Below are 24,268 nucleotides of genomic sequence, written 5' to 3'. Positions count from 1 at the left end.
AATCAATATGAGGCGATCCCACTTTAAACTTTCAGAAAAACAGTTTCAAGCAATCGAAGACCTCATTATAGAAAAGAATCCTCAACTGAAAGATGATATAAGACTGGCAGACAGGAGAATATGGAAGGCATCACCCGGTAACTCGGACCTGAGGGAAAAGTTATGGCCAGCCCTTAAAAGGAATGGATATAGGGGATGCTGGCTATAAAGAATTTCGGGAGAAATCCTATACCCGAATATAAAACCTTTGAGTCCCTGAGAAAAAATTCAAGGAGTTTCTGGGAAGACAAGCTGTGGGTACTGTTACAAGAATACAATTTTGTACATGTGATGAGTCCCTTGGACATTATTGTGGCCAGTAATGGTGCCAGCGGTGTTCTGGGAATAGGGATTGTGAGGGGAGATTATATACCCTCCTACGAATCCGCAAAATTGGGTCTCCATGAAATATATGGAATTTCAAGCCACCTGAGGAAGTGGAATGGGTTATTACAGATCCTATATAACCGTTCTTTATGAATCTGAAGGTCGTGAGGGGGCTCTGGTGGGGGATGTTAAGTTCTCACTTACAGATACCGGACTTCCCCAACTTGAATCCGTCTATAATGTTCTGAGTTATGTGGAGGATCCTGGGAAATCCCCCTTGTTCAAAGGATGGGATCCTGAGGGGCTCCTGGTAACCCCGGAATGGTGGACCCTGTTACTGTTCCCCCTCCGAGTGACAGCCGTATCAATAATTTGATGTCTTTAGTAAATTACATTAAACTCTGCTCCTTCCTGTTGAAGAGGAAGGCCGATGCAAGGACGGCTGCAACTGCAAAAACCGATATCACTGCAACGTTAACCTCAAGTGGAAGCACCGAATTTCTCAGTATTGTGAATCTGAGGGCGTCGACTGCATATGTCAGGGGGTTTATATAGACTGCGCCCTGAAGCCATGCAGGGAGTCCGGTTATTGGGAATAGGGCCCCGCTCAGGAGGAATATGGGGAGCACTATGAAACTCATGATGAGATTGAAACCCTCCATGCTGTCTGTGAAGGCCGCTATCATGAGTCCCAGGCCACCGAGGCCCATGGATATTATCAGGGCTATCACCATGCTCACAATGAAACACAGGGGCGACATTGTAACTCCAACTATGAATGACAGGGCCAGGAGGATGGCCGCCTGTATCATCGAGGCAGTGCTTATACCCAGGGCCTTCCCAATCACTATGGAAGGCCTTGATATGGGTGCAACCAGTATCTCCTTGAGGAAGCCGTACTGGCGATCTATGATCACAGAGACCCCTGAGAATATGCTTGTGAAGAGGATGGTCTGGCCTATGATGCCCGGGTAGATGAAGGCCTTATAGCCCCCCTGAACTCCCCCAAACCTCACAGCCGCCCCCAGACCCGTCCCGAATATTATGAGCCAGAGGAGGGGGGTCACCACGGAGGTGACTATCCTGGAACGGTAACGGAAGAACCTCTTCATCTCACGAAGCCATATTGTGTATATACCCTCAATTTCAGCCATGCTATCATGCCTCACTTATAGTCCTTCCGGTGTACCTTATGAACACATCCTCAAGGGTCGGGTGCTCAAGCTCCACAGCCCTCACATAGAAGCCCCTTCTTGCTGCGAGGTTAACTATCTCGGGGACCAGGTTCTCACCCCTCTCAACCATTAACCTGACCTGGTCATCCATGAGGTGTGCCTCCTTAACGTACTCCTGGTTTCCAAGGATATCATGGAATTCCTCTGCACGGTCCACCCTCACGGTGATTGTGTCTGCCCCAAGCTCCCTCTTGAGGTTTGCAGGGCTGTCAGCCTTTATTATCTCTCCACGGCTCATTATGGCCACCTCATCGCAGAGTTTATCTGCTTCCTCCATGTAGTGGGTGGTGAGGAGCACGGTAACGTCCTCCTCCCTGTTGAGCCTCTCTATGTACCTCCAGATACTCTCCCTTGTCTGCGGGTCGAGTCCAAGGGTTGGCTCGTCAAGGAAGAGTACCCGGGGGTGGTGTATCAGGCCACGGCCTATCTCGAGGCGCCTTTTCATGCCCCCTGAGTATGTCTTCACATACTCATCGGCCTTATCACCCAGTGCTATGAGTTCAAGGACCTCATCTATCCTCCTCTCCCTTACATCCCTGGGGACCCCGTAGAGGGCGGCGTGCATTTCAAGGTGTTCCCTCCCTGTTAGTATGTCATCCAGGGCCCTTGACTGGAAGACTATGCCTATGGACTCCCTCACCCTCCTGGCCTCCCTCACTATGTCGTAGCCGTTTACCGTGCCACTCCCTGCTGTGGGGTGGAGTATGGTGCAGAGCATTGATATCAGTGTGGTTTTACCTGCGCCGTTAGGCCCGAGGACACCATAAATTGAGTTTTCAGGGACCTCCAGATCCACGGAATTAACCGCCAGGAAATCATCATATCTCTTGCTTATACCCTCTGTTTCAATTATATTATCCATAGGAACCCCCTTCAGTTGATGCTCAGATCCGATCGTCACAAGTATTTTATGCCTTCAGTGATTAATATAGTATTAAGTGGAAATCCAGAGTGGATCACATCATGGATTGCCCATGAACTTCTACGTGTTCAGAGTCCAAGAGGAGGTCAGAATCCAGCCTGGATCACATCATGGATTGCCCATGAACTTCTACGTGTTCAGAGTCCAGGAGGAGGTCAGAATCCAGCCTGGATCACATCATGGATTTCCCGTGAACTTCTACTCATGAGGGGTGGTTGGTTGAGGTTCAGGTCCATTGAAAAGTCGCCTACCGGCATAAAGGGCCTTGATATGATAACAGGGGGTGGTTTCCCTGAGGGCAGAAACACACTCATCTATGGCGGCCCAGGTACAGGAAAGACATTCATTGCAGTTGAGTTCCTTCTTAACGGTGCATCCTACTATGGAGAACCGGGTGTGCTTGTGAGCTTTGATGAGCCGGCAGAGAATATAGTTGAGAACTTCCAGTCCGATGACAGGGCCCTTGAAAAACTGATTAAGGATGGAAAAATATTTATCGAGGACGTTTCAGGGGCTCCAGATCCCAGTATAGGATCCTACAGTCTGGATGCCCTTAAGATAAGGATCGAGGATGCTGTTAAAACCACCAGGGCCAGGAGGGTTGTCCTTGATAAGGTTGACAGCCTCTTTGATGGTGTATCAGATAGGGGGCCCCTCCACATGGAACTGCGCCACATCATATCCTGGCTGAATTTGATGGGGGTTACAAGCGTATTCACCGCAGGGACTCTGGGGGCAAGCCAACACATGGACTTGAGGACTACATCTCTGACTGTGTCATACACCTCACCCACACCTTCGATGGGGAGGTTGGAACAAGACACATGAGAATAGTCAAGTACCGTGGTTCCAGCCACGGCCTCAACAGGTACCCCTTCCTCATCAATGAGAGGGGAATCTCAATCTTCCCTATAACCTCCCTCAAACTGGATTACAGTGTCAGCAGGGAACTCGTATCCACAGGAATACCCGACCTTGATGATATGCTGGGTGGGGGCATATACAGGGGTTCAAGTGTCCTGATATCAGGTACTACAGGGGCCGGTAAGACCACCATTCTTTCAAAGTTTGCCTATGAGGCCTGCCGCCGCGGTGAACGCTGCCTCTACTTTGCCAATGAGGAGCCCGCAGATCAGGTCATCCGTAACATGGAATCTGTGGGGATCCACCTAAAGGACCATATCGGTGATAAACTCATGATACACGCTGACAGGCCCACATCACTGGGACTTGAATCCCACCTCACTGAAATGCAGGACCTTGTAATGGACTTCAAACCTGATACCGTGCTTGTGGACCCTGTTACCGGCCTTGCAGCTGCAGGTGGCCCCTCCCACAGGGCCAGCAATGCAAAGAACCTCTTCATAAGGTTCACTGATTTCCTGAAGTCACGGGGCGTGACCTCACTCTTCACGTACCTTATAAGGTCACCGGTCACAGCAACCCAGACCGAACTTGAAATCTCATCACTGATCGATACATGGATCGTCCTGGAGCATGTGAGGGCCAACGGTGACTACAAGAGGCTCCTCCGCATACTCAAGAGCAGGGGGATGAACCACTCAAGCAGCGTCGCAGAGCTTAGATTCAGTGAAAGGGGGATTCTCCTCAAGGGGGGATCCTGGTGAGGCTTCAGCTAAGGCTCTACGTTGTGGGTGGGGATTACCTCTCAGACACAGCACTGAAAAATGTCAGGAAGCTTCTGGGGGACGACGCTGATATCGATGTGGTTGATGTTGCAAGATGCCCCCAACTTGCAAGGGAGCATGGTGTTGTGGCCATCCCAACCCTTGAAAGAGTGAGACCGGAACCCAGAAAGAGGGTTATAGGTGACCTCTCAGACAGAGAGGCCCTCAAAAAATTCCTCGGGTGCGGGCAATGAGACGCCTGAATTCAGGGGACAATGTTTATAAAGCCTTTAATCTTGAGTCGACTGGCTACCGGGCTGAGTGGCTTTCCTGGTTAAATCACCGCGACCTCAAGTCACTAATACTTGACATGAAGCAGGGGGATCACCTCTGCCTCATCTATGAGGATGAGGATGAGTGGCTTGGAGTTATGGTCCCCTTCATCAGGGCCGGTCTTGAAGCTGGGGAGAGATGCATGTACATAACATCAGAACATGATGCCCCGCACGTAAGGTCTGTCCTCTCCGATGATATCCCATCCCTTTCTGAGGCAGAGAAGTCCGGCCAGTTTATCATGGTATCTGCAAGTGAAGTTTACACCGCTGGAGGTGTCTTTGATCCCCAATCCATGATCAGTTTCCTTGAATATGAGGTAAGGAATGCCCTGGCCGATGGTTTCAGTGGCCTTAGGGCCACCGGTGAGATGACATGGATACTCAAGGGTGCCCCCGGGAGCGAGAGGATAATAGAGTATGAGGCCCTCCTGAACGATTTCTTCAGTGAAAACGAGTGCATCGCCATCTGCCAGTATCACAGGCCACGATTCAAGGCAGATATCATGAAGGGTGTGCTGCTCACCCATCCACTGGTTCTATGGAACCACAGCGTATACATCAACCCCTACTACATAGACCCCGACACCCTCCTCAGTGGTGGTGGCGATGATGTGGAAGTTGAAAACTGGCTCAAAAACATGGACCGGGAAAACAGACTCATAAGAACCCTGGAAAACCTTGAATACATATATGAGAGCTTCATAAACCACAACCCCAACATAGTGTTCCTTAAGGACTCCAGACTGCGGTACATCGTTGTTAACCGAAAGTTCTGCGACTTTGTCGGAATGGAACCCGAGGAGATCATTGGTAAAACAGATTACGATATACTCGATGAAGAGGTGGCGAGGACATGCCACGATTCTGACCGGAATGCCCTCAGGAATGGCGTTTCACAGACAGAGGAGGTGGTTCATGGAAGAGTATATGATGTACATAAATTTGCGGTTGACCTCCCTGATGGAACCAGGGGCGTGGGTGGATATGCGGTGAATGTAACATCCAAGAGGCTCTATGAGCGAGAACTTGAAATGTCAAGGAACAACTTCATGGGTGTAGTTGAGGGTAGCCCTGGCCCCATAGTAATAGTTAACAGGAATGGGGAGATCCTCTACCTGAACCCCGCGGCAGAGGAATACCTCTCACTGACACCAGGAAATATTGGCATGTCCCTCGGGGTTCCACTCGAAAATTCCATGCAGGAGATACAGGTTTTATCCAAGGATGGATCCCTGAAGACCGCCGAGATGAGTGTAAACCCTGTTACCTGGGAGAGTGAAGAGGCCCTCCTCATAAGAATCCACGATATCACCCGCCTAAGGGAATATGAGAGGTCCCTCAGGAAGTCACTTAAGGAGAAGGAGGTGATGCTCAGAGAGATACATCACAGGGTCAAAAACAACCTCCAGATAATATCCAGCCTCCTTAACCTCCAGAAGTACTGCATTAAAGATGAGAGGGCTGCTGAAGTATTCACCGATAGTGTTAACCGTGTCAAGTCCATGGCCATGATACATGAGAAGCTATACCAGTCAGAGAGCCTGGCTGATCTGCCATTTTCCGATTACATAGTTGACCTGGTATCTGAGATCAGGTCAAATTATCCTGAAAAAAGGATATCTGTGAGTTATGACATGGAGGACGTTCACCTGGATATAAACAGGGCCATACCTGCGGGTTTAATAGTCAACGAGGCCGTCACCAACGCCATGAAGCATGCTTTCAAATCAGAGGGCGAACTCATCATACGCCTCTTTTTGAGGGAGGGCAGGGTCCATGTGGAGGTTGAGGACGACGGACCCGGTCTTCCAGCCGACTTTGATACGGATACCGGCGGTAGCCTTGGTATGGATCTTATGAGAAACCTTGCGGGGCAGCTTGATGGTGAACTCAGAATCAGCGGTGATGACGGCGTGCGTGTGAGCCTTATTTTCCCGCTTTAGAAACTGAATTTTAAGGGAGCTGGTAGTTTGAAGATGGAAGCTGATACTTACACTGCAACCATGGCCTGTGGCCTCGTCGTGATACTCCTAGCGGCCTTCAGTGTGGTGGCCGGGATCCGTGATGTCTCTGCAATACTGTTCCTTGTCGGCGGACTTCTTGTAGCAGGTGGCTTCATGCCCCAGAGATCAGTTAAAGATGAGCCGGCTGTGATGGGGGCGGCATACGGGTGGTATGTGAGCCTTGTTTTCATCTGTTTCTTTGCCTTCGCCATTAGTTACACTGGAAGAACCTTCACTGCTGCTGAGTTACTGGGCCTTACTGCATCCCTCATGGTTATCACAATGCTCCTATCATGGGCGTACCTTTCATGGAGGGGGTGATCTGTGGACCAGAAAGACTTCTTCTGTCCTTGAATAAAAACTGAGCCCTGAAAAAACCCGTTAAAACGCCACAGAGCACTTCACAGAACTATCTGCTTCTTCTGGAAAATGATAAATAAGCCGGTTTACATATTATTATCCGGTGAGGTGCATGATATTTGAGATAATAAAGTCGGAGGGGCTATCCCATAATTCCTATTTTCTTGCATCTGGTGGTGAGGCTGCTGTTGTGGATCCAAGAAGGGATGTGGATGTGTACCTTGAACTCGCAGAGAAAAACAGCGTGAACATCAGGTACATATTTGAGACCCACAGGAACGAGGACTACACCATCGGATCCATGGAACTTGCGCGGTATGTGGATGCTGAGATACTCCACGGGGCGAATCTGGATTTCAGGTATGGTACCTCTGTTGTGGAGGGTGACACCTTCAGGCTGGGAAACCTTGAACTGGAGGTCCTGGAGACACCGGGCCACACCTATGAGAGTATCTCTGTGGCTGTGAGGGACCGGAGCGTTTCAGATGATTATCTGATGGTATTCGTGGGTGATGTGCTATTTGCAGGTGAAACAGGGCGTGTTGATTTCTTTGGACCTGAAAAAATCCCTGAAACCGCCGGGTTACTCTACGATAGCATGCATGAGAAGATACTGCCACTGGGGGACCATGTTGTGGTCTGCCCCGCCCATGGGGCGGGGTCGGTCTGCGGTGCGGACATAAGGGACATGGACACAACAACTGTGGGGTATGAGAGGCTCACAAACCCCTACCTCCAGATGGGAAGGGATGAGTTCATTGAGCACAAGATGTCCGAGAGGCTCTACACACCCCCATATTTCAGAAGGATGGAGGAGAACAACCTTAGGGGTGCTCCTGTGGATAACCCCCACCTTGAGGCCCTCCCTGTCCCTGACTTCAGGGAACTCCTGAATGAGGGGGCCCAGGTGGTTGATGTCCGGAACCCCACAAGCTTCTCATCTGGCCACATACCCGGAAGCCTGAACATCTGGCAGGACGGCTTCGCGGCCTTTGCAGGGTACTTCCTCAACTACGACGACCCTGTACTGGTGGTGGATGATGGGCGTGGCGTTGAATCTGTTAGAAGGTCCCTCATAAGGCTCGGCTATGATAACATGGCAGGTTACCTTGCAGGGGGATTCCCCTCCTGGTACATGGCTGGACTCGAGTTCAATGCCCTAAGGGCCATGAGCGTCCATGAGCTCAGAGAACTCAGGGGTGACCTCTTCCTGCTTGATGTGCGTAAGATCACAGACAGGGAGAGGTTCTACATTGAGGGCTCAGAGCACATCTGGGTGGGGGATCTCCCTGATAATATCGACATGATCCCCGAGAAGGGCGTGGTTATATACTGCGATTCAGGTTACAAGTCAACGATAGCCGCCAGCATACTCGAAAGGCATGGATTCAATGCCACAACTGTACTTGGGGGTATCGAGGCCTGGCTGAGGGCAGGTTACCCCGTCGTGGAGGTGTGAGTGATGGGTATAGTTAAGATTCCCCTCATGAGCAGGGAGGAATATGATGAGTTCATAAGGGACAACTTCATGAGCAGGATAGCCTTCAACGGTGACTATCCATACATAGCCCCCTTCCTCTATGTATTCGATGGGGAGCACATTTACTTCCTATCAACAAGGTATGGCAGGAAGATAGAGCTCCTCAAGAAAAACCCCTATGTCGCAGTGGAGATAGAACACTATGAGGAGGACCTATCAGATTACCGCTTCGTTACACTGCAGGGCCAGATAGTCGAGGAGAAGGACCCATCAACCAGGAAGAGGGTTAAGGGGATGTTCGCTGACCTCATAGAGAAGCACGGCCTATCAAGGAACATCCTGAAGGCCCTCGGTCATTCGCCTGAGGATCCCCTGACATGCCTTGTGGAGATGGACCGTTCCTATGTATGGAAGCTGGTTGATGTGGTTGATATTGTGGGTATAAAAAGCGGGGAGTAGGCCTCAATAAGAATGAAACCTCCTTGGGGATTCTATCGCGTCAATAAGTAATGTGGTTCCAGGTGGCTGGCCACCTGGAACAGGTTAGGGGGGTTAAATGTAGAAAAAGTTTAGGGTGTTGAAGGAGTTAAATGAAGGTTGGGGGGATGAACATCTACTCCTTCACCTACCCTATCCTTTCCTACCATTCACATACACTAAAGGTTTTTTGTGAATAATTTCACCCATTCGCATCTTTTTTGTGACACCTAAAGTAACATGCCAGCCATCCCCGTTACGGTGCCGCTTCCGGCAGCGAATGCCAGGAAAGTCACCGCCATCCCCACCTTTATGAGTCCTGAAACACGTGATGCTGTTTCCCTATCCTGTGCTCTGAGTATCATGAAGGCTGCCCTCAGGAAGAAAAGCACTGCAATAGCAAGGACAGGGATGTAGAGGATTGAGAATATCCCTGTAATGTAAAGGCTTGGGCTTGTGAGGCTTGCTGATAACATGAAAACGGCTGCAAGGATCCCTGAAACCCTCATACCATGTGTTATGGGGAGTGTGGTTGCACCCTCAACCAGGTCCCCCTCAACGTCCTCCATGTCCTTGACTATCTCCCTGGCCATGGTCATGAGGAAGGCGTAGATTCCAAGGTAGATGGACGCAGAGATCTCATCGACAACTATGCCCCCAAAGACGAAGCTCATCCCTGTGAGGAAGGATATGGTTATGTTGCCAACAAGGCACCTCTTCTTGAGGCTCCATGCATAGTATACCATAAGAAGGGAACTTGAAGCCACCACAAGACCCGGTATAGGGCCCAGGTAGAATCCCAGTGCTGACGCCAAAACAAAAAGTAAGGCAGAATAGATACCAGCAACCCCTCTTGTGATCCTCCCTGAGGGTATGGGGCGTGATGGCCTGTTAACTCTGTCAATTTCATGGTCAAAGTAGTCATTTATCACATTACCTGCGCCTGTGGCGGTGAAAACAACGACGCATGCGAGGAGAACATCAACATCAAACCTGCCGGCAATGAGGGCCATGAGTATAACAGTTATTACAGCCATGACAGCGTTTACGGGTCTCAGTATTTCAATGTAAGGGTTCATGCAGAAAACCTCCATCATCTCTTCATATAAAAGGCCACCATACTTGAATTACTCCCAGCTTTTACATGTATCAATCATGATAAATCAAAAGCCACTTATACCTTGAACTACTCCATAATTCCTATGAGCGGCAGTGACATTCTTGGACTTCTGATGGTGTATCTGTATGTTGCGGTTTTACTGATTGTATCTGAGAGGCTCCTCGGTGATAGACCAAACCTGAGCCGGAAATTTGTACATATAATGGTTGGTAACATCCTATTTATATTACCCCTCTTTGATAGCCGCCTGGTTATAACATTCCTGGCGGCGGCGCCATTCATACCCCTCACATTCCTCATAAGCCCCTACTCCCCACTGAAGATAAAACACAGGGCCTCCTCCTATGGCCACGGCCTTGGCCTCGTCTACTACTCCATATCCTGGACCGTGCTGGCCTACCTATTCTTTAACACCCCCTGGGTCACAGGTATAGGGATAGCAGCCATGTCCTATGGGGACGGCCTTGCAAGCCTGATAGGTGAGAGATTCGGCAGGACAACCTTCAGTGTGCTGGGGGATAGGAAGAGCCTGGAGGGCTCCCTGGGTATGTTCCTGACACTCCTTGTGACGCTGCCCGTCGTCCTCCTCTACTACTCACAGAACATAGCCCCGCTGGTCATAGTGGTGGTTGCCCTGGTATCAACGGTACTGGAGGCCCTCACCCCCAGGGGCCTTGACAACCTTACAGCATGCTTCGGGGCAGTTGCAGCCTACATAATCCTCGGGGGAATGGCTGTTTGAGGTTCATAGTCATTGATGGACTTGATGGGGCAGGAAAGGACACCCACGCCGAACTCATAAGAAAGAGGTACCTTGAGCGTGGTGAGCGCGTCATATTCAGGTCCCACCCTGAGGAGGATAACCCCTACGGTAGAAGAGCCAAGAAGGCCCTCCTCATGGGCGGAAAGGTCAACCATATAAAGGCCGCAGTGTTCTATGCCCTGGACGTCATAAGGTCCCTCTGGAAGTACCACTGGCGCTCCAATCCCGGCCCCGACACCCTGATATTCTCAAGGTACCTCATGGGTGTGGCCTACCTCCCGGGGCCCCTGGCATCAATACTGTACCGCCTCCTCTCAAGGGTCCTTCCCACCACGGAGTACATGTTCTTCCTTGACGTATCCCCTGAGGAGTCCCTGAGAAGGTTAAGGGAGAGGGATGAGCATGAAATGTTCGAGAACCTGGAGGACCTCACAAAAACAAGGGAGAAGGCACTCAGACTTGCCAGTGGCTGGTACATAATAAACACAGAGGACCCCATAGCTGATGTGCAGCGAAGGATAGACGAGATACTTGACCTCCTGGATGGTGATGCTTCTGAAAATTATCTGCCTTGTTGAGGACACCCCAAAGGATCCCCTGATGGGTGAACATGGCCTCTCACTGTACATCGAGTCTGACATCAGAATACTCTTCGATATGGGGCAGAGCAGACTCTTTGCAGAGAATGCCAGAAGAGTGGGCGTTAACCTCAGGGAAGTGGATGTGGCAGTTATATCACACGGCCACTATGACCATGGAGGTGGACTCAGGCATTTCCTCGAAATCAATGACTCTGCAGATGTTCTCATGGGGGAGGGGGCATTCACCCCACGCTATGCCATTAATGGTCACTGGAGGTTCATAGGCATTGAGGAAATCCGCGACGACAGGATAAAGTTCATCTCTAAAACTGAGAGCTTTCCGGGTTTCACGGTGATCCGGGACTTTGGAGATCTTTTCGAGAGACCCCCTGGCAACAGGACTCTCTTCGCATGTTTAAATGGCGAACCTGTTCCTGACAGCTTTTCCGATGAACTGGCCATTGTCATTGAAGATGAGGGTCATCTTAACCTAATAACGGGTTGCTCCCACAACGGCATACTCAACATTGTCAGTAAGGCCTATGATATCTTTCATAAACCCGTGGATCTTCTTGTGGGTGGTTTCCACCTTGAGGGACCCTCAGAGGGGGTTGCATCCAGGCTTGGAGAATTTGTTAGAGGTCCAGTCTACACTGGTCACTGCACATCAGAGGAGGCACGGCTCAGTCTTGCTGAGGGTCCAGTTAATGTCAATCCACTCCAGACAGGGACGGAAATCATCACATGAGAGATCTTATTAAAGGAGACGTGCAGATATAATACCATGAAGCGGGCCATCATCCTCATCATACTCTTAATACTCATTCAGGGCGCATATGCACACCAGCCCCGCCTTGTGAGTGATGATGAGGTTACAGTCAAGAACCCAGAGGTGTCACAGGCATTCTATGGTGAACTTGAGGGGGAACCCGTCTACTTCAGGGTTGATTCAGGGAGCCCCTTTAGACTGTATGTTAATATTCTGGTTCCGCTCTCACCTGATGCAGAGGCCGTCTCTGTGGATATAATAAAGGATGGTAAGGTTATAGGGACACTTGATGGTAACCTGAGTTCCTGGAGCCCCTACTTCGAGGAGTTTGGTGGTGACAGTTACTTTAAGGGCCCTGAATTCAACAGGACCGTTGGGGCGGGCACATACTACCTCAGGGTGAGTAATCAGAATAACAGGGGGAGTTACGTCCTTGCCATTGGGGAGGAGGAATCCTTCCCGCCGGATGAGGCCCTGAACGCCATTTTCCTTCTCCCCATCCTGAAGTCAGAGGTGTTCGGTGTTCCCGTACTCCTCAATCTCCTCCAGTTTCTGGGCATGGCCATGGGGATGGGGTCATTCATTGTGCTTCTCCTCCTCTCATGGCGCGGTTACCTTTCAGAGAACGAACACAGGGACATCAGATGGATTCTATGGGCAGGAATTCTTTTAATCGTTACAGGGTGGATACCCACCCACCTCAGAAACCCGCTAAATATAATGGGAAACCTCATTAACCTTTCACTAATTTTAATCGTTATACTTACCTGGAGGTTTGATAGGGGGCTTCCAGAACACAGTAAGTTCAGGGAAAGTGTCCTCCTTGCCTCATGGATAATCCTGATTATTCTAAAGGCCTCAATCGTGAATTGGTGATTCCCACCAGAAAAGGGGCGAAACATTTAATAGTTTAATATGCAAATCTTAAAAAGTAAGTTGATCAATTTATAGCCTTGATTTTATGATTATCACAAATCTCTGAAAGGTGTTTCAATTGGATAAGATAAAGATTGCAATAGTCGGTGTGGGAAACTGTGCCAGCTCCCTGATTCAGGGGATATACTATTACCGTAACAAGGATGCCCGTGATTCAATAGGACTCATGCACTGGGATATTGGGGGTTACAGGCCAGGGGACATTGAGGTTGTGGCGGCCTTCGATGTGGATAAAAGAAAGGTCGGGAAAGACGTGAGTGAGGCCATATTCGCACCCCCTAACTGCACGACGGTATTCTGTGATGATATACCACGGATGGGTGTTGAGGTATCCATGGGACACGTCCTTGATGGTGTGGCGCCCCATATGAAGGATTACCCTGAAGACCAGACATTCGTTGTAGCAGACGCCGAACCCGTTGATGTTGTTGAGGTCCTCAGGGATAGCGGGGCTGAGATACTACTCAACTATCTACCCGTGGGATCAGAGGAGGCTGCAAGGTTCTATGCTGACTGCGCCCTCGAGGCCGGGGTCGCCTACATAAACAACATGCCTGTCTTCATAGCCAGTGACCCTAAATGGGCCGCCAGATTTGAGGACAGAGGGATACCAATTGTTGGTGATGATATAAAGGCCCAGCTTGGAGCCACCATAACCCACAGAACCCTCGCAAATCTCTTCAAAAAGAGGGGTGTCAGGCTTGATCGGACCTACCAGATAAACACCGGTGGGAACACGGACTTCCTCAACATGCTCAACCGTGACAGGCTTGACTCAAAGAAGGAATCCAAGACTGAAGCAGTTCAGTCAATACTGGGTGAGGAACGGCTGGATGAGGAGAACATCCACATAGGCCCCAGCGACTACATACCCTGGCAGAAGGACAATAAGATCTGCTTCCTCAGGATGGAGGGCAGGCTCTTCGGGGATGTACCCATGAACCTTGAGCTGAGGCTGAGTGTTGAGGACTCACCCAACTCTGCTGGATGCGTCATCGACGCAATAAGGTGCTGCAAACTCGCCATTGACCGTGGCGTGGGCGGAACACTTACATCAATATCAGCCTATACCATGAAACATCCGCCGGTGCAGTACACAGATGATGTTGCCGCCGGTATGGTGGATGAGTTCATTGAGGGTAAAAGAGAGAGATAACCCAATAATCTCAATTTCTGGATGGATCCAGAAAAAATCCTCAATCAAACTATTTTTATAAAAGGTTTATAAAAAGGAGTTATCTGGTTGAGGATCAGTCCTCCTCAACCTCTATGCACTCATTGGGGCATACGTCCATGCATACCTCACATTCATTGCACTCCTCAGGGTGCTGGACCTTGAGTTTACCGTCAACTATTATGAGTACCTCCATCGGGCATACATCGACACATTCTCCACATGCATCACATTCATCATAATCTATGATTATCTTTGCCATTTTGATTCTCCCTTAAAATTCGTTGTAAATTTAATGGTTAGGATTAGTATCTCATTCCTTATAACCATTTCCAGCCGTGGGATAAATTCATGGAGAATTAATACATCTGCTGTGTATTTAAGGAAGTTCCTACTATGTATATAAAGAATTAACTGATCTCATGAGAGGGTCACGATGAAAGGGATAAAGGTCGTTGAAACAGCATTCAGGGATGCGCACCAGTCACTTCTTGCAACTCGTCTCCGGACAAGGGACATGATACCCATCGCAGAGGAGATGGACAGGGTTGGCTTCTTCTCACTGGAGGCCTGGGGTGGCGCAACCTTCGATACCTGCATACGTTACCTGAACGAGGATCCATGGGAGAGGCTGCGGGAACTCAAGGAGCACATAAAGAGGACTCCCATACAGATGCTCCTCCGTGGTCAGAACCTGGTGGGTTACAAGCACTACCCCGATGACATCGTAAGGAAGTTCATTGAGAAGTCATATGAAAACGGCGTTGATGTGTTCAGGATATTCGACGCCCTTAATGACCTCCGCAACATGGAATATGCCATAAAGGTTGCCAGGGAACAGGACGCCCATGTCCAGGGGGTTATCTGCTACACCATAAGTCCCTACCATACACTTGAAAGTTACGTGGACTTTGCAAGGGAACTCGAGGCCCTTGAATGTGACTCAGTTGCCATTAAGGATATGGCAGGTTTAATTTCACCCCACGATGCCTACGAACTTGTAAGCACCCTTAAAGAGGAAACAGACCTCATGGTAAATCTTCACTGCCACTGCACAAGCGGTATGACACCCATGAGTTACTATGCGGCCTGTGAGGCGGGGGTTGATATCCTTGACACCGCAATATCCCCCCTATCATGGGGTGCATCACAGCCTCCAACCGAGAGCCTCGTTGCTGCCCTCAGGGACACCCCCTATGATACCGGACTCGACCTCAAGATCCTGAAGAACATCAAGAAGTACTTCGAGGAGATCAGAAAGAAGTACAGCAGCATCCTGGACCCCATCGCCGAGCAGATCGACACCGATGTCCTCATATACCAGATACCGGGGGGCATGCTATCAAACCTTGTTGCCCAGCTAAAGGAACAGAACGCCCTTGAAAGGTACGAGGAGGTACTTGAGGAGATGCCCCGTGTCAGGAAGGACATGGGTTACCCTCCACTTGTAACCCCAACAAGTCAGATAGTGGGTATACAGGCTGTTATGAACGTTCTGAGCGGTGAAAGATACAGTATGGTCACCAATGAGGTGAAGGACTACTTCCGGGGACTCTACGGTAGACCACCTGCACCGGTAAATGAGGAGGTTGCAAGGAAGGTTATCGGCGATGAGGAGCCCATCGACTGCAGACCCGCAGACATCCTAAAACCCCAGTACGAGGAGTGCAGGAAGAGGGGTGAGGAGATGGGCATCATAGGGAAGGAGGAGGACATACTGACACTCGCACTCTACCCTGCAATAGCACCCAGATTCCTGAGGGGAGAGGTGGAGGAGGAACCACTCGAGCCCCCTGTGGAGGAGAGGGCATCCTCCGGTGATGTGCCAACTGTCTTCCATGTTGAGGTGGACGGTGACGAATTCAACGTCAAGGTTGTACCCACAGGGTACATGACCATAGAGGAGGCTGAACCGGAACCCGTGGATGTTGAGGGTGCCGTTAGGTCAACGATGCAGGGCATGGTTGTGAAGCTGAAGGTCAGTGAGGGTGACCATGTGAATGCAGGGGATGTTGTGGCTGTTATTGAGGCCATGAAAATGGAGAACGACATCCAGACACCCCACGGTGGCGTTGTTGAGAGGATATACAAAGTTGAGGGTGAAAGGGTTGAGACAGACGACATCCTCATGGTCATAAAATAAAAATTTTTTTTTAATTGTGCTGTGGCCATAGACACCCCGGGTTCTGCCGCAAGACCTGGGCCACATACCACTGTGAGGTCAGGGGGATTCGCTCTCGTCCCCTTCACTGGCCTTTGGGATTGCACTCATCTATCCCTCAGGACACTCTCTTCCTTTTTATCCTGAACCCAGATATCAACCGATAATTTAAGGACTCATTCTGCCAGAAGACCAGAAGTTTAACCCAACCGATAATTTAAGGACTCATTCTGCCAGAAGACCAGAAGTTTAACCCTAACCCAGCATATCAACCGGTGCTGCAAGCCCCCACAACATCCCATATCCTGAACTCAGCTACGCCAAAGCCCCAAGAATATTCCCTGTACAGGCATGATATCTGATATGGGGATAAAGGCCAGGAGGTTTTTAAGGATTTCTGAAGCACCAAAGCCCCTTTAAGGGTAATTGGCACGCCGCAGGTAGATTTATGCAGAAACCTGGATTAAAGCGGTTAAAATGATAAGAATATAAAATTCAGGTTTCACATCATGCTCCCTTCTCCATCCCCTGACCAGAAGAGCCCCCATCACTGCAATGCCCGGGACTGGTACCACAGTTGCAGAAGACCGCCTTCCATGCTGTCTTCATGATACCTGATGAGAGCATTGAGGACGTATTCCATTGTGCTCCTTAAACCCATACTCAACGCCTTCATGATACCTGATGAGAGCATTGAGGGGCTCTCTATTCAAGGTATCCTGTTGGATCCTCAACACCTGCAAGTCTGAAGGCCCTCCTCCTCCTCATACAGGACTCGCAGACACCACAGTGGACCTCACCTCCACTGTAGCATGAGTAGGTTAACTCGAAGGGCAGACCCAGAGCGGAACCAACCTCAACGATCTCCCTCTTGGTCATGCCTATAAGTGGTGCCCTCACCTCAACGCCCCTCAGCGTACCTATGCCCAGGAGCCTGTTGAATGCATCAAGAAACTCAGAGGAGTTATCAGGGAAGGTCTCGGCCTCCTCAAGATCCCACCCCACGATAACAGCATCTGCATCCAGGGCCTCTGCAAAGGAAACGCCAATGGCTGTGAAGACTATGTTCCTACCGGGTACCCAGACCCTCCTTGCCGTCTCAAGGCACTCCTCCCTATCATCAAGATCTGAAGGTGATGGTATCTCACCCCCCGCTGTGAGGGCAGAACCACCAAGCCTTCCAAGCCATGGGAGATCAATGGTTGTATGCTCAATTTCAAGGTGCCTCGCAAGTTTCCTGGCGTGTTCAATCTCCATTGCAGCACTCCTCTGGCCATAATCGAATGTTAAAGCGTGGATCTCATATTCAGATGCCAGCAGTGCTGTTGCAACTGCAGAGTCCATGCCAGCTGAAAGTATGCTGATCGCCCTACTCATCAGAATCCTCCCTGTGTTCCACCGGTATGGTGATTAACATTATCATCTCAGACCTTCCCCTATCAATGTTATTCTCCATCATTTTCCTCCATGAAGTTTCTGAACTGTTTTTCCGCCATTTCAATGACATCCCTGAGGGGTATCCCTGTTTCAAGGGATATGCTCCTTGCATCCTCGTATTCTATCCTTGCATTCATGACCCTTGACCCCAGGAAGCCAACCTTGAACCTTGCCCTTCTTCTACCCTTTATATCAACCTCGGCCTCAATGACCCTCCTCTCAAGGACGCCCCTGTGAACCTGGGGGAATATCCTCACGCCAAGGGTCCCGGTCTCAGAGAATAGGCGTTTAAGTATCATTTCATGGTCATTTTCCCTGCATATAACCCTTATTAGTTGTCCAGGACGGTTTTTCTTCATTATAACGGGTGTGAGTGTTACATCGAGTGCCCCTGCATCCATGAGGCTCTCGAAGAGGTTGCCAAGGACCTCACCGCTAAGGTGATCCACGTTGGTCTCAAGCAGCGTTACCGTGTCATGGTGCACCGCCTCCGAACCCCTCACCACCCTCAGAACATTAGGGAAGTCTGGATCCATGTCCCCTGCACCGTAACCTGTGGCCTGGATCTCCATTGGAGGGTAGAACCTCCTGTATTCCCTCACCATGTTAACAAGGAGCGCGGCGCCTGTGGGTGTTGCAAGCTCCAGCTCAACCGGGCCTCCGGTCACAGGAAACCCCCTGAGTATCTCAACAGTGGCCGGTGCAGGGAGAGGTATCTTTCCATGGGCACCGCTCACTGTCCCTCCCCCAAGCGCCACAGGTAATGTGTAGACGGTATCCCTGTGAAGGTTGAGGTCAAAATAGGCAAATACCGTCCCCAAGACATCTGCAACTGCATCTGCAGCTCCAACCTCATGGAAGTGGACCTCATCCAGTTTCAAACCATGCACCGTGGCCTCTGCCTGTGCCATGGTATGGAAGACTGCCCTTGCCATTGATAGCATCTCCCCATCAATTGAGGGGTTATCTATCCTCTCAAGGCGTTTTAAAAATTCCATGTAGCCTATGCTTAGGGATTCGTCTGTCCTCACATCCACATGGGTTGCCCGGAGGCCTGACCTCTTAACCTCTGACACCTCCACGCTGGCCCCGCCAAAGTGGGATGCTGCCTCCTCCATGACCTCCGCTGTACGCTCAGGGTGGGCCCCCAGGTCTATGAGGGCCCCCACCATCATGTTACCTGATACCCCTGCAAGCTGGGGGTCTATGACCGTTACCATTCAAGCACCGTTCGGATCACTCTGGTGGTGAATTGACTATTATTCTCCTTATGGGTATCTCTATTATGGTGTACTTCTCATCACCAAGTTCCCTGCTGAACCTCGCCACTATGGGGTCAACGAGCTCCTCGTCAACCACCGAGCATACCAGGACCGCGTCCCTTGCATAGTCATGTATGAGTGAGATTGCTGATTTGGGGTCCTCCTTGATTGAGAATCCCTTCCACTCTGTTGGGGAGACACCCTTGTATTCAACTATGTAGAAACCTGTGACGCCCTCATCTGCCAGTATGTTCATGACGCGACCAAGGTTCTCAACCTCCACGAATACCCGTAGATGCACCTTCATTAATATCACCCTATATAGATATGTGGTGTGTAGATAATAAATCTGATGAGGAATAAAATGGTGCCGGTACCGGTGTCTGGATGATCCCGCTGAGAAAAGGTGCCTATATCTGAAGGTGAAACCCTTGAATGAAAAGTTAAATCTTAACGGTGCAGAAATTGTAATAGAATCTGATCTTGTGAGGGTGAGGGCAGAACCAGGCCTTGTAATTGCCTCCAGAACCATGAAAAAGTCCTCTGATGTTACCCTTGAGCTTTCAGGACCCCCTGAGGTTGCATGTGCCGGTAAAGTGCTCTCGGTATTCTCTGCTGGAGATTTCCCCCATGTAATTGTGGTTTGTGGGGAGCGGTGCGGTGACCGCATACCTGAAATCCTGCAGCTTGCTGTGAGTGAAGTAACATCAGCCCTGGGGTTACTCAGAGAAATCCTGGAGCCCCGGGTAACCGTGGTCTCCATGCCCGGTGATGATGGATTCAGTGCGCCTGACCTGAGGAAGTCCATCAGGCTTTCATCTCAGAACATGCTCCTTGAGGGGCCTGGGGTTGAGGAACTCCTGGCGGGGCATGGTGTGACAGCTGATGCCATGATCGATGCTGGTATGGAGCTAGTGGTTGGGGTTGAGGTCACGGATGAACTGAGGGAGAGGCTGGGGTCAGAGATAAAACGTGCGCTGGGGGATCTGAACGTCCGCGTGCTCCTCGCCGCGGCACTGCATATTGAGGATGACATCAGAAGAAGGAGGATACTTGGAGTGGACCTGACAGATGATCCCGCCTACCTCTACAGTGATGAGGTGATCGGGATGGCGGTTGCGAATCAGGTGGCCGGCACCAAGGCAATATTCAACTTCAAACGCTACGATGAGGAGAAACCCGGGGTGATAGGGGAACTCGGACCCATGGTGGATGATGCGGTGGCGGGGCTCATAGCAGGCTGCATGTCAAGGCTTTTTGAGTGATGGTGGTTTTTAATGGATTTTCTGAGGAAATTCGCTGGTCTCATATCATTTTCAACTGTCTTTCCTGTGGGTTCAGATGCCACCGTTGAGGAGGTGGCCTCCATCACACTCCACTGGCCACTTGTTGGTGCCCTGATAGGGGCCGTTGTGGGTTCAGGAGGTCTTCTAGCGTCACTCATACTCCCCTATCCCGTGGTTGCCTGTGTCGCCTATGCCCTTGCCATATGGTTCACCGGCTTCCACCACCTTGATGGCCTCATAGACATGGGGGATGCCCTCATGTCCCATGGGAGTTTCGAGAGGAAGATAGAGATAATGAGGGATCCCCGTATCGGTACCGGTGGACTGGGACTTCTCATCATAGTCTCCTCACTGACAGTGGCATCAATATACTCCATTCCATCAGATATCATATTCCAGGGCCTTTTAATTTCAGAGGTCTCTGCAAAGATATGCCTGACAGGCTGTGCACTGGTCTCAAGGCCCCTGGACAGTGGTACGGGAAGGCACTTCATAGCTGCAGCCAGGAGCCCCCTGATCGCCCCTGTGTGGGTTATCTGGTCAGCCGCAGCCTACCTTTTACTGGGGATCCCTGGAGCTGCTGGTGTTGCCGTGGCTGCTGCCTCTGGAGTATTCATGGGATTCACTGCAAGGAGAAACTTCTACTGGAGCACAGGTGATGTTCTTGGTGCCTCAAATGAGATTGGGAGGATGATGGGTCTCCTGGGAATTGTTGCAGCCATCCAGTTAACATGATTATTATACTGATTTATGGAGGTCATATAATGGATATCAGGGTTTTAAGGTTAGGTCACAGGAGGTCAAGGGATGCAAGGATCACAACACACGTGTGCCTCACCGCAAGGGCCTTTGGGGCATCTGAGGTTATACTGAGCGGTGAGGAGGACCCGAAACTCATGGAGGGCGTCGATGATGTTGTTAAGAGGTGGGGCGGACCCTTCAGGGTGGGTTACAGGAGAAACTGGCAGGGCGTCATTGAGTCCTGGAAGCAGATGGGTGGGGAGGTTGTGCACCTCACAATGTACGGGCTTCCTGCAAGGGACGTTATACCCGATTTAAGGGAAAGTCCAGCAGGTAAACTCGTGGTGGTTGGAGGTGCCAGGGTCCCCGGGAAGGTCTACAGGCTTGCAGATTACAATGTTGGGGTGACGAATCAGCCCCACTCGGAGGTTTCATCCCTCGCGGTCTTCCTCCACATGCTCCTTGATGGGGGCGAATTCGACCTCAAATTTGAGAACCCCATGATAGAGGTTGTGCCCCAGGCCCACGGAAAGAAGCTGATTGAGAGGGGAGGTGATATCAATGCTCAGGGTGATAGATAACCTTGTTGTAAGGGAGATTCTAACAGGTATAAGGAGGAGGGGGATTGACCCCGCCGGTTTCAGGAAGGGGCTCTCTGATATAGGCCGTTACATGGCCTATGAATTCGCAGATACCCTCAGGTGGCGTAATGTTGATGTTGAAACGCCACTGGGGATTGCCTCAGGTGTTGAGATCACAGATAGAAGCAGAATCGTTGTGCTGAGCATCCTCAGGGCATCATTACCATTCACAGAGGGCGTTATGAGGGTCTTCCCTGAGGCAGAACAGGGTATTGTAGGGGCCTGCAGGTCCGATGATCCCCCCTTCAATGTTTCAGTCGACTATCTGAGGGTTCCTGAACTGGATGGTAAGGTAATGGTAATAGCAGACCCCATGCTTGCAACCGGTAACACGATTATGGGGATACTTGAGGCTCTTGAGGCACACGGCACCCCTGAGAGGACCGTCCTCTTCAATGTTATATCCTCAAGGCCCGGCATTGAGAGGATCCTTGAAATGGATATGGAGGTCTACACCTGCAGTGTTGAGGATGAACTCAACGACAGGGGCTACATAGTCCCCGGGCTGGGGGATGCCGGGGACCTTGCATTCGGAAGACCATCAGAATAGATAAAAATAGATGGCCATGGTGGTGCCAGTCACCTCCCACCACCTGAACAGCTAACAATGAACCGATCAGGGACCAGCCACAATACCAGTACTCCAATGACAATACTGGGTGTGTGGGGACCTGCAAGGATCAGCTGCAAGGCCACAATACCAGTACTCCAATGACAATACTGGGTGTGTGGGGACCTGCAAGGATCAGCTGCAAGGCCACAATACCAGTACTCCAATGACAATACCAGAATGAACCTATCACGGACGAAGTAATGGCTGGATTAACTGATCATCAATCGTGGACTGACCTTCCGCCGGCTGCCGCCACTATACCAGGTATCCCCTCAACCCTGAGCTCAAATATGGCCTCCATACCCTCCTCCTCGAATGCCGCGATTCTCCTTGATTTAATGCGGCTTGTGAGGAGTGCTGCAACAGGTGGTGTTACAATGAAAACCGCCCCAGCATCACCGAGTGCCCTGACGGTTTCATCCTTAAGTTTTCCCTTACCTATATGGACCAGCACCCCCCTTGATGCCAGGTAGGGCATGCTCTCCTCTATGTCCTCCTTGTTGCTGCTTGTGGGGGCTATCCCCGCCTGACTTACGGCCGTGTGCATTATCGCAGCACCCCTCACATCAAATGGCTCCTCACCCCTCTTAAGGGCATCCACAAGTTTAGGGAGCGCGGCATCCCTTCCAGTGTATATGATGCCATCTATGATAACACGGTCCCCGGGGCTGAGCCCCCCAAGTTCACCTCTGGTTGTGGGTGTAGATATCCTCATAATTACCACCATCCAGGATCCATTCTTTAACCAGCTGCAGATATCCTCATAATTACCATCAGGAATCCGCTTTAAGTTTCAGATCTTCAAGATCTGGTTTTAAATTCCTAAATAAGGGTTTTGAGATCATCAAGGAAGAGTTCAATGTGTTCCACCTTGATGTGGGGCATGACAACAACCCTTATGGCTGGTGGGCATGCTGATACAGAGACAGCCCATCCCATCTCCTCAAGTCTGGAGGCAAGTTTCTCTGGACTCATGGATGGGTGATTGAATGCGACTATGTTGAGTTCCGGTTCAATTACCGGTTCATAGCCCAGATCCTTAAGGCCCTCATTCAACCTGGAGGTCACAGCCATCACCCTCAGAGCGAGTTCACGGTAACCGCTGCGTCCCATGTGCCTGAGGACCGCCCATGTTGCAGCTGCAGAGGCCCCCGTCCTTGTGCCGACTATCGTTGACTGCTGCTTCTCTGTGAGGTAGGGGGTCTCTATGCTCATGGCATCGAGGTAGGTTTCGTCCCTGAAGAGTATGCAGCCACTTGGTATCGGGGCAAGGCCCATCTTATGGGGGTCTATGGTGATGGATGAGACACCCGGTAGTTTAAAGTCAAATTCAGGGAGTTTGAAACCTGCATCCCTTAAGAAGGGTATTATGAATCCCCCGAATGCAGCGTCCACATGGAGATGGACGCCCTCCTCAATGCAGATATCTGAGAGCTCCGCTATGGGGTCTATCCTCCCGAGTTCAGTGGTCCCTGCAACCCCAACGATGGCCACGGTGTTATCTGATATCATCTCCCTGACAGACCCCACATCAACACGGTAGTCCCTGTCCAGCTCCGCCTCCCTGAGTTCAAGACCCATTATATCCGATGCCTTTCTGAAGGAGAAATGGGCGGATTTAGGGACGATTACCTCGGGTTTATCCGCTCCCGCCATGTTCCTGGCAGCCCTCATGGCCATGAGGTTGGCCTCGGTGCCCCCTGTTATTATGTGGCCAGCTGCAGCGGGTTCTGACAGGAGCTCCCCCAGCATCCCTATAACACAGGATTCCAGCTCCCTGGTTCCCCTGAAGAGCCCGGGGTCGCCAAGGTTGGACTCCAGGAAGTCACAGTAAACCCTTCGTGCAAGGGGGTGTGATGATGTGCACATGGATCCAAGTATTCTGCCTGAGGTGTAGGTCATGTCCCTTGACCTGAATTCCTCAAGAATTTCGAGGACCCTTTCCTCAGGGAGGCCCTTTTCATCCATTTTTACGCCC

The 24,268-nt window shown here is 50.6% G+C and carries 27 protein-coding genes and 1 pseudogene; 19 read left to right on the top strand and 9 right to left on the bottom strand.

The genetic code is table 11. The features are described 5' to 3' along the window. The first annotated feature begins 195 nt into the window (after nucleotides 1-195). Together FVF72_RS06130 and FVF72_RS06125 are read left to right on the top strand one after the other, a co-directional pair. The gene (locus FVF72_RS06130) at nucleotides 196-519 is read left to right on the top strand and encodes a hypothetical protein (protein WP_147671492.1); all 324 of its coding nucleotides are present in this window, start codon (nucleotides 196-198) and stop codon (nucleotides 517-519) included. 25 nt (nucleotides 520-544) lie between these two features. Beyond that, a complete protein-coding gene (locus FVF72_RS06125) occupies nucleotides 545-742 on the top strand; it encodes a hypothetical protein (RefSeq protein WP_187239619.1) in 198 nt (65 codons plus the stop codon). 13 nt (nucleotides 743-755) lie between these two features. On the opposite strand, the gene FVF72_RS06120 is transcribed toward FVF72_RS06125, so the two are convergent. Both FVF72_RS06120 and FVF72_RS06115 read right to left on the bottom strand, forming a co-directional pair. Continuing rightward, on the bottom strand, nucleotides 756-1,520 hold the full coding sequence (locus FVF72_RS06120) for an ABC transporter permease (RefSeq protein WP_147671490.1): 765 nt from the start codon (nucleotides 1,518-1,520) through the stop codon (nucleotides 756-758). Between the two features lie 4 nt (nucleotides 1,521-1,524). Further along, on the bottom strand, nucleotides 1,525-2,463 hold the full coding sequence (locus FVF72_RS06115; protein ID WP_147671489.1) for an ATP-binding cassette domain-containing protein: 939 nt from the start codon (nucleotides 2,461-2,463) through the stop codon (nucleotides 1,525-1,527). 18 nt (nucleotides 2,464-2,481) lie between these two features. Here FVF72_RS06115 and FVF72_RS09535 point away from each other — a divergent pair. The 7 genes and pseudogenes from FVF72_RS09535 to FVF72_RS06085 all read left to right on the top strand — a co-directional run. Further along, nucleotides 2,482-3,380, top strand: a pseudogene (locus tag FVF72_RS09535) (ATPase domain-containing protein); the annotation flags it as partial. A gap of 126 nt (nucleotides 3,381-3,506) precedes the next feature. Next, complete coding sequence (locus FVF72_RS09425; protein ID WP_255503818.1) at nucleotides 3,507-4,151, top strand: ATPase domain-containing protein; 645 nt, start codon at nucleotides 3,507-3,509, stop codon at nucleotides 4,149-4,151. After that, nucleotides 4,148-4,405 (top strand): circadian clock KaiB family protein, encoded by a 258-nt coding sequence (locus FVF72_RS06105; protein WP_147671488.1) that lies wholly within the window; start codon nucleotides 4,148-4,150, stop codon nucleotides 4,403-4,405. Before FVF72_RS09425 ends, FVF72_RS06105 begins: the two co-directional genes overlap by 4 nt. After that, entirely contained in the window at nucleotides 4,402-6,429 is a 2,028-nt protein-coding gene (locus tag FVF72_RS06100; RefSeq protein ID WP_147671487.1) for an MEDS domain-containing protein, read from the top strand. Before FVF72_RS06105 ends, FVF72_RS06100 begins: the two co-directional genes overlap by 4 nt. A 33-nt stretch (nucleotides 6,430-6,462) precedes the next feature. Next, on the top strand, nucleotides 6,463-6,810 hold the full coding sequence (locus FVF72_RS06095) for a hypothetical protein (protein WP_147671486.1): 348 nt from the start codon (nucleotides 6,463-6,465) through the stop codon (nucleotides 6,808-6,810). Nucleotides 6,811-6,961: 151 nt separating this feature from the next. Continuing rightward, nucleotides 6,962-8,308 carry a rhodanese-like domain-containing protein gene (locus FVF72_RS06090; protein ID WP_147671485.1) on the top strand — a complete coding sequence of 449 codons (1,347 nt, stop codon included), beginning with the start codon at nucleotides 6,962-6,964 and terminating at the stop codon, nucleotides 8,306-8,308. A gap of 3 nt (nucleotides 8,309-8,311) precedes the next feature. Beyond that, nucleotides 8,312-8,788 carry a pyridoxamine 5'-phosphate oxidase family protein gene (locus tag FVF72_RS06085; RefSeq protein ID WP_147671484.1) on the top strand — a complete coding sequence of 159 codons (477 nt, stop codon included), beginning with the start codon at nucleotides 8,312-8,314 and terminating at the stop codon, nucleotides 8,786-8,788. Nucleotides 8,789-9,036: 248 nt separating this feature from the next. Here FVF72_RS06085 and FVF72_RS06080 read toward each other — a convergent pair whose 3' ends face one another. Continuing rightward, nucleotides 9,037-9,903, bottom strand: coding sequence for a UbiA family prenyltransferase (locus FVF72_RS06080; RefSeq protein ID WP_370511823.1), 867 nt, complete (start codon nucleotides 9,901-9,903; stop codon nucleotides 9,037-9,039). An 84-nt stretch (nucleotides 9,904-9,987) separates the two neighbouring features. Between FVF72_RS06080 and FVF72_RS06075 the strand changes: the two genes are divergently transcribed. From FVF72_RS06075 to FVF72_RS06055, 5 genes are all read left to right on the top strand, one after another. Continuing rightward, entirely contained in the window at nucleotides 9,988-10,668 is a 681-nt protein-coding gene (locus FVF72_RS06075) for a diacylglycerol/polyprenol kinase family protein (protein ID WP_255503661.1), read from the top strand. Then, nucleotides 10,665-11,267 carry an AAA family ATPase gene (locus tag FVF72_RS06070; protein ID WP_242451244.1) on the top strand — a complete coding sequence of 201 codons (603 nt, stop codon included), beginning with the start codon at nucleotides 10,665-10,667 and terminating at the stop codon, nucleotides 11,265-11,267. Before FVF72_RS06075 ends, FVF72_RS06070 begins: the two co-directional genes overlap by 4 nt. After that, nucleotides 11,239-12,018 (top strand): MBL fold metallo-hydrolase, encoded by a 780-nt coding sequence (locus FVF72_RS06065; protein ID WP_147671481.1) that lies wholly within the window; start codon nucleotides 11,239-11,241, stop codon nucleotides 12,016-12,018. Before FVF72_RS06070 ends, FVF72_RS06065 begins: the two co-directional genes overlap by 29 nt. A 36-nt stretch (nucleotides 12,019-12,054) precedes the next feature. Continuing rightward, nucleotides 12,055-12,915 (top strand): hypothetical protein, encoded by an 861-nt coding sequence (locus tag FVF72_RS06060; protein ID WP_013296277.1) that lies wholly within the window; start codon nucleotides 12,055-12,057, stop codon nucleotides 12,913-12,915. Nucleotides 12,916-13,033: 118 nt separating this feature from the next. Further along, a complete protein-coding gene (locus FVF72_RS06055; RefSeq protein ID WP_147671480.1) occupies nucleotides 13,034-14,131 on the top strand; it encodes an inositol-3-phosphate synthase in 1,098 nt (365 codons plus the stop codon). A 94-nt stretch (nucleotides 14,132-14,225) separates the two neighbouring features. On the opposite strand, the gene FVF72_RS06050 is transcribed toward FVF72_RS06055, so the two are convergent. Next, nucleotides 14,226-14,411 carry an ATP-binding protein gene (locus tag FVF72_RS06050; RefSeq protein ID WP_013296279.1) on the bottom strand — a complete coding sequence of 62 codons (186 nt, stop codon included), beginning with the start codon at nucleotides 14,409-14,411 and terminating at the stop codon, nucleotides 14,226-14,228. A 174-nt stretch (nucleotides 14,412-14,585) separates the two neighbouring features. On the opposite strand from FVF72_RS06050, the gene oadA reads away from it, so the two are divergent. Beyond that, the gene (gene oadA / locus FVF72_RS06045) at nucleotides 14,586-16,292 is read left to right on the top strand and encodes a sodium-extruding oxaloacetate decarboxylase subunit alpha (protein ID WP_147671479.1); all 1,707 of its coding nucleotides are present in this window, start codon (nucleotides 14,586-14,588) and stop codon (nucleotides 16,290-16,292) included. Between the two features lie 723 nt (nucleotides 16,293-17,015). Here oadA and queC read toward each other — a convergent pair. From queC to FVF72_RS06030, 3 genes are all read right to left on the bottom strand, one after another. Next, the gene (gene queC / locus FVF72_RS06040; RefSeq protein ID WP_147671478.1) at nucleotides 17,016-17,687 is read right to left on the bottom strand and encodes a 7-cyano-7-deazaguanine synthase QueC; all 672 of its coding nucleotides are present in this window, start codon (nucleotides 17,685-17,687) and stop codon (nucleotides 17,016-17,018) included. A 68-nt stretch (nucleotides 17,688-17,755) separates the two neighbouring features. After that, a complete protein-coding gene (gene larC / locus FVF72_RS06035) occupies nucleotides 17,756-18,967 on the bottom strand; it encodes a nickel pincer cofactor biosynthesis protein LarC (RefSeq protein WP_147671477.1) in 1,212 nt (403 codons plus the stop codon). Between the two features lie 16 nt (nucleotides 18,968-18,983). After that, nucleotides 18,984-19,316, bottom strand: coding sequence for an MJ1244 family protein (locus tag FVF72_RS06030; RefSeq protein ID WP_013296284.1), 333 nt, complete (start codon nucleotides 19,314-19,316; stop codon nucleotides 18,984-18,986). A gap of 124 nt (nucleotides 19,317-19,440) precedes the next feature. Between FVF72_RS06030 and cobZ the strand changes: the two genes are divergently transcribed. From cobZ to upp, 4 genes are read left to right on the top strand one after another with little or no spacing between them, the layout of a single operon-like run. Continuing rightward, a complete protein-coding gene (cobZ, locus tag FVF72_RS06025) occupies nucleotides 19,441-20,274 on the top strand; it encodes an alpha-ribazole phosphatase CobZ (RefSeq protein WP_013296285.1) in 834 nt (277 codons plus the stop codon). Between the two features lie 12 nt (nucleotides 20,275-20,286). Beyond that, nucleotides 20,287-21,030 (top strand): adenosylcobinamide-GDP ribazoletransferase, encoded by a 744-nt coding sequence (cobS, locus tag FVF72_RS06020; RefSeq protein ID WP_013296286.1) that lies wholly within the window; start codon nucleotides 20,287-20,289, stop codon nucleotides 21,028-21,030. A 26-nt stretch (nucleotides 21,031-21,056) separates the two neighbouring features. Beyond that, nucleotides 21,057-21,617 (top strand): tRNA (cytidine(56)-2'-O)-methyltransferase, encoded by a 561-nt coding sequence (locus tag FVF72_RS06015; RefSeq protein ID WP_048901304.1) that lies wholly within the window; start codon nucleotides 21,057-21,059, stop codon nucleotides 21,615-21,617. Further along, nucleotides 21,598-22,227 carry a uracil phosphoribosyltransferase gene (upp, locus tag FVF72_RS06010; RefSeq protein ID WP_013296288.1) on the top strand — a complete coding sequence of 210 codons (630 nt, stop codon included), beginning with the start codon at nucleotides 21,598-21,600 and terminating at the stop codon, nucleotides 22,225-22,227. The genes FVF72_RS06015 and upp overlap by 20 nt, the downstream gene beginning before the upstream one ends. A 283-nt stretch (nucleotides 22,228-22,510) precedes the next feature. Here the strand turns inward: upp and FVF72_RS06005 are convergent, their stop codons facing one another. Together FVF72_RS06005 and mfnA are read right to left on the bottom strand one after the other, a co-directional pair. Further along, nucleotides 22,511-23,008: a fumarate hydratase C-terminal domain-containing protein gene (locus FVF72_RS06005; RefSeq protein ID WP_171770415.1), complete on the bottom strand. Its 498-nt coding sequence runs from the start codon at nucleotides 23,006-23,008 to the stop codon at nucleotides 22,511-22,513. Nucleotides 23,009-23,112: 104 nt separating this feature from the next. Then, on the bottom strand, nucleotides 23,113-24,258 hold the full coding sequence (mfnA, locus tag FVF72_RS06000; protein WP_013296290.1) for a tyrosine decarboxylase MfnA: 1,146 nt from the start codon (nucleotides 24,256-24,258) through the stop codon (nucleotides 23,113-23,115). Between the last annotated feature and the right edge of the window lie 10 nt (nucleotides 24,259-24,268).

Source organism: Methanothermobacter sp. KEPCO-1 (genome assembly GCF_008033705.1).
Taxonomy (GTDB): domain Archaea; phylum Methanobacteriota; class Methanobacteria; order Methanobacteriales; family Methanothermobacteraceae; genus Methanothermobacter; species Methanothermobacter marburgensis.
This window is presented reverse-complemented; position numbering and strand designations above follow the sequence as displayed.

Bases quoted from the DNA above. Each gene is read 5' to 3' on its own strand.
- FVF72_RS06085 (WP_147671484.1), top strand. From the start codon at position 8,312: ATGGGTATAGTTAAGATTCCCCTCATGAGCAGGGAGGAATATGATGAG.
- FVF72_RS06065 (WP_147671481.1), top strand. From the start codon at position 11,239: ATGCTTCTGAAAATTATCTGCCTTGTTGAGGACACCCCAAAGGATCCC.
- mfnA (WP_013296290.1), bottom strand. From the start codon at position 24,258: ATGGATGAAAAGGGCCTCCCTGAGGAAAGGGTCCTCGAAATTCTTGAG.
- FVF72_RS06080 (WP_370511823.1), bottom strand. From the start codon at position 9,903: ATGATGGAGGTTTTCTGCATGAACCCTTACATTGAAATACTGAGACCC.
- oadA (WP_147671479.1), top strand. From the start codon at position 14,586: ATGAAAGGGATAAAGGTCGTTGAAACAGCATTCAGGGATGCGCACCAG.
- upp (WP_013296288.1), top strand. From the start codon at position 21,598: ATGCTCAGGGTGATAGATAACCTTGTTGTAAGGGAGATTCTAACAGGT.
- FVF72_RS06100 (WP_147671487.1), top strand. From the start codon at position 4,402: ATGAGACGCCTGAATTCAGGGGACAATGTTTATAAAGCCTTTAATCTT.
- FVF72_RS06120 (WP_147671490.1), bottom strand. From the start codon at position 1,520: ATGGCTGAAATTGAGGGTATATACACAATATGGCTTCGTGAGATGAAG.
- FVF72_RS06050 (WP_013296279.1), bottom strand. From the start codon at position 14,411: ATGGCAAAGATAATCATAGATTATGATGAATGTGATGCATGTGGAGAA.
- cobS (WP_013296286.1), top strand. From the start codon at position 20,287: ATGGATTTTCTGAGGAAATTCGCTGGTCTCATATCATTTTCAACTGTC.
- FVF72_RS06060 (WP_013296277.1), top strand. From the start codon at position 12,055: ATGAAGCGGGCCATCATCCTCATCATACTCTTAATACTCATTCAGGGC.
- FVF72_RS06030 (WP_013296284.1), bottom strand. From the start codon at position 19,316: ATGAAGGTGCATCTACGGGTATTCGTGGAGGTTGAGAACCTTGGTCGC.
- FVF72_RS09425 (WP_255503818.1), top strand. From the start codon at position 3,507: ATGCTGGGTGGGGGCATATACAGGGGTTCAAGTGTCCTGATATCAGGT.
- FVF72_RS06115 (WP_147671489.1), bottom strand. From the start codon at position 2,463: ATGGATAATATAATTGAAACAGAGGGTATAAGCAAGAGATATGATGAT.
- FVF72_RS06095 (WP_147671486.1), top strand. From the start codon at position 6,463: ATGGAAGCTGATACTTACACTGCAACCATGGCCTGTGGCCTCGTCGTG.
- FVF72_RS06090 (WP_147671485.1), top strand. From the start codon at position 6,962: ATGATATTTGAGATAATAAAGTCGGAGGGGCTATCCCATAATTCCTAT.
- queC (WP_147671478.1), bottom strand. From the start codon at position 17,687: ATGAGTAGGGCGATCAGCATACTTTCAGCTGGCATGGACTCTGCAGTT.
- larC (WP_147671477.1), bottom strand. From the start codon at position 18,967: ATGGTAACGGTCATAGACCCCCAGCTTGCAGGGGTATCAGGTAACATG.
- FVF72_RS06130 (WP_147671492.1), top strand. From the start codon at position 196: ATGCTGGCTATAAAGAATTTCGGGAGAAATCCTATACCCGAATATAAA.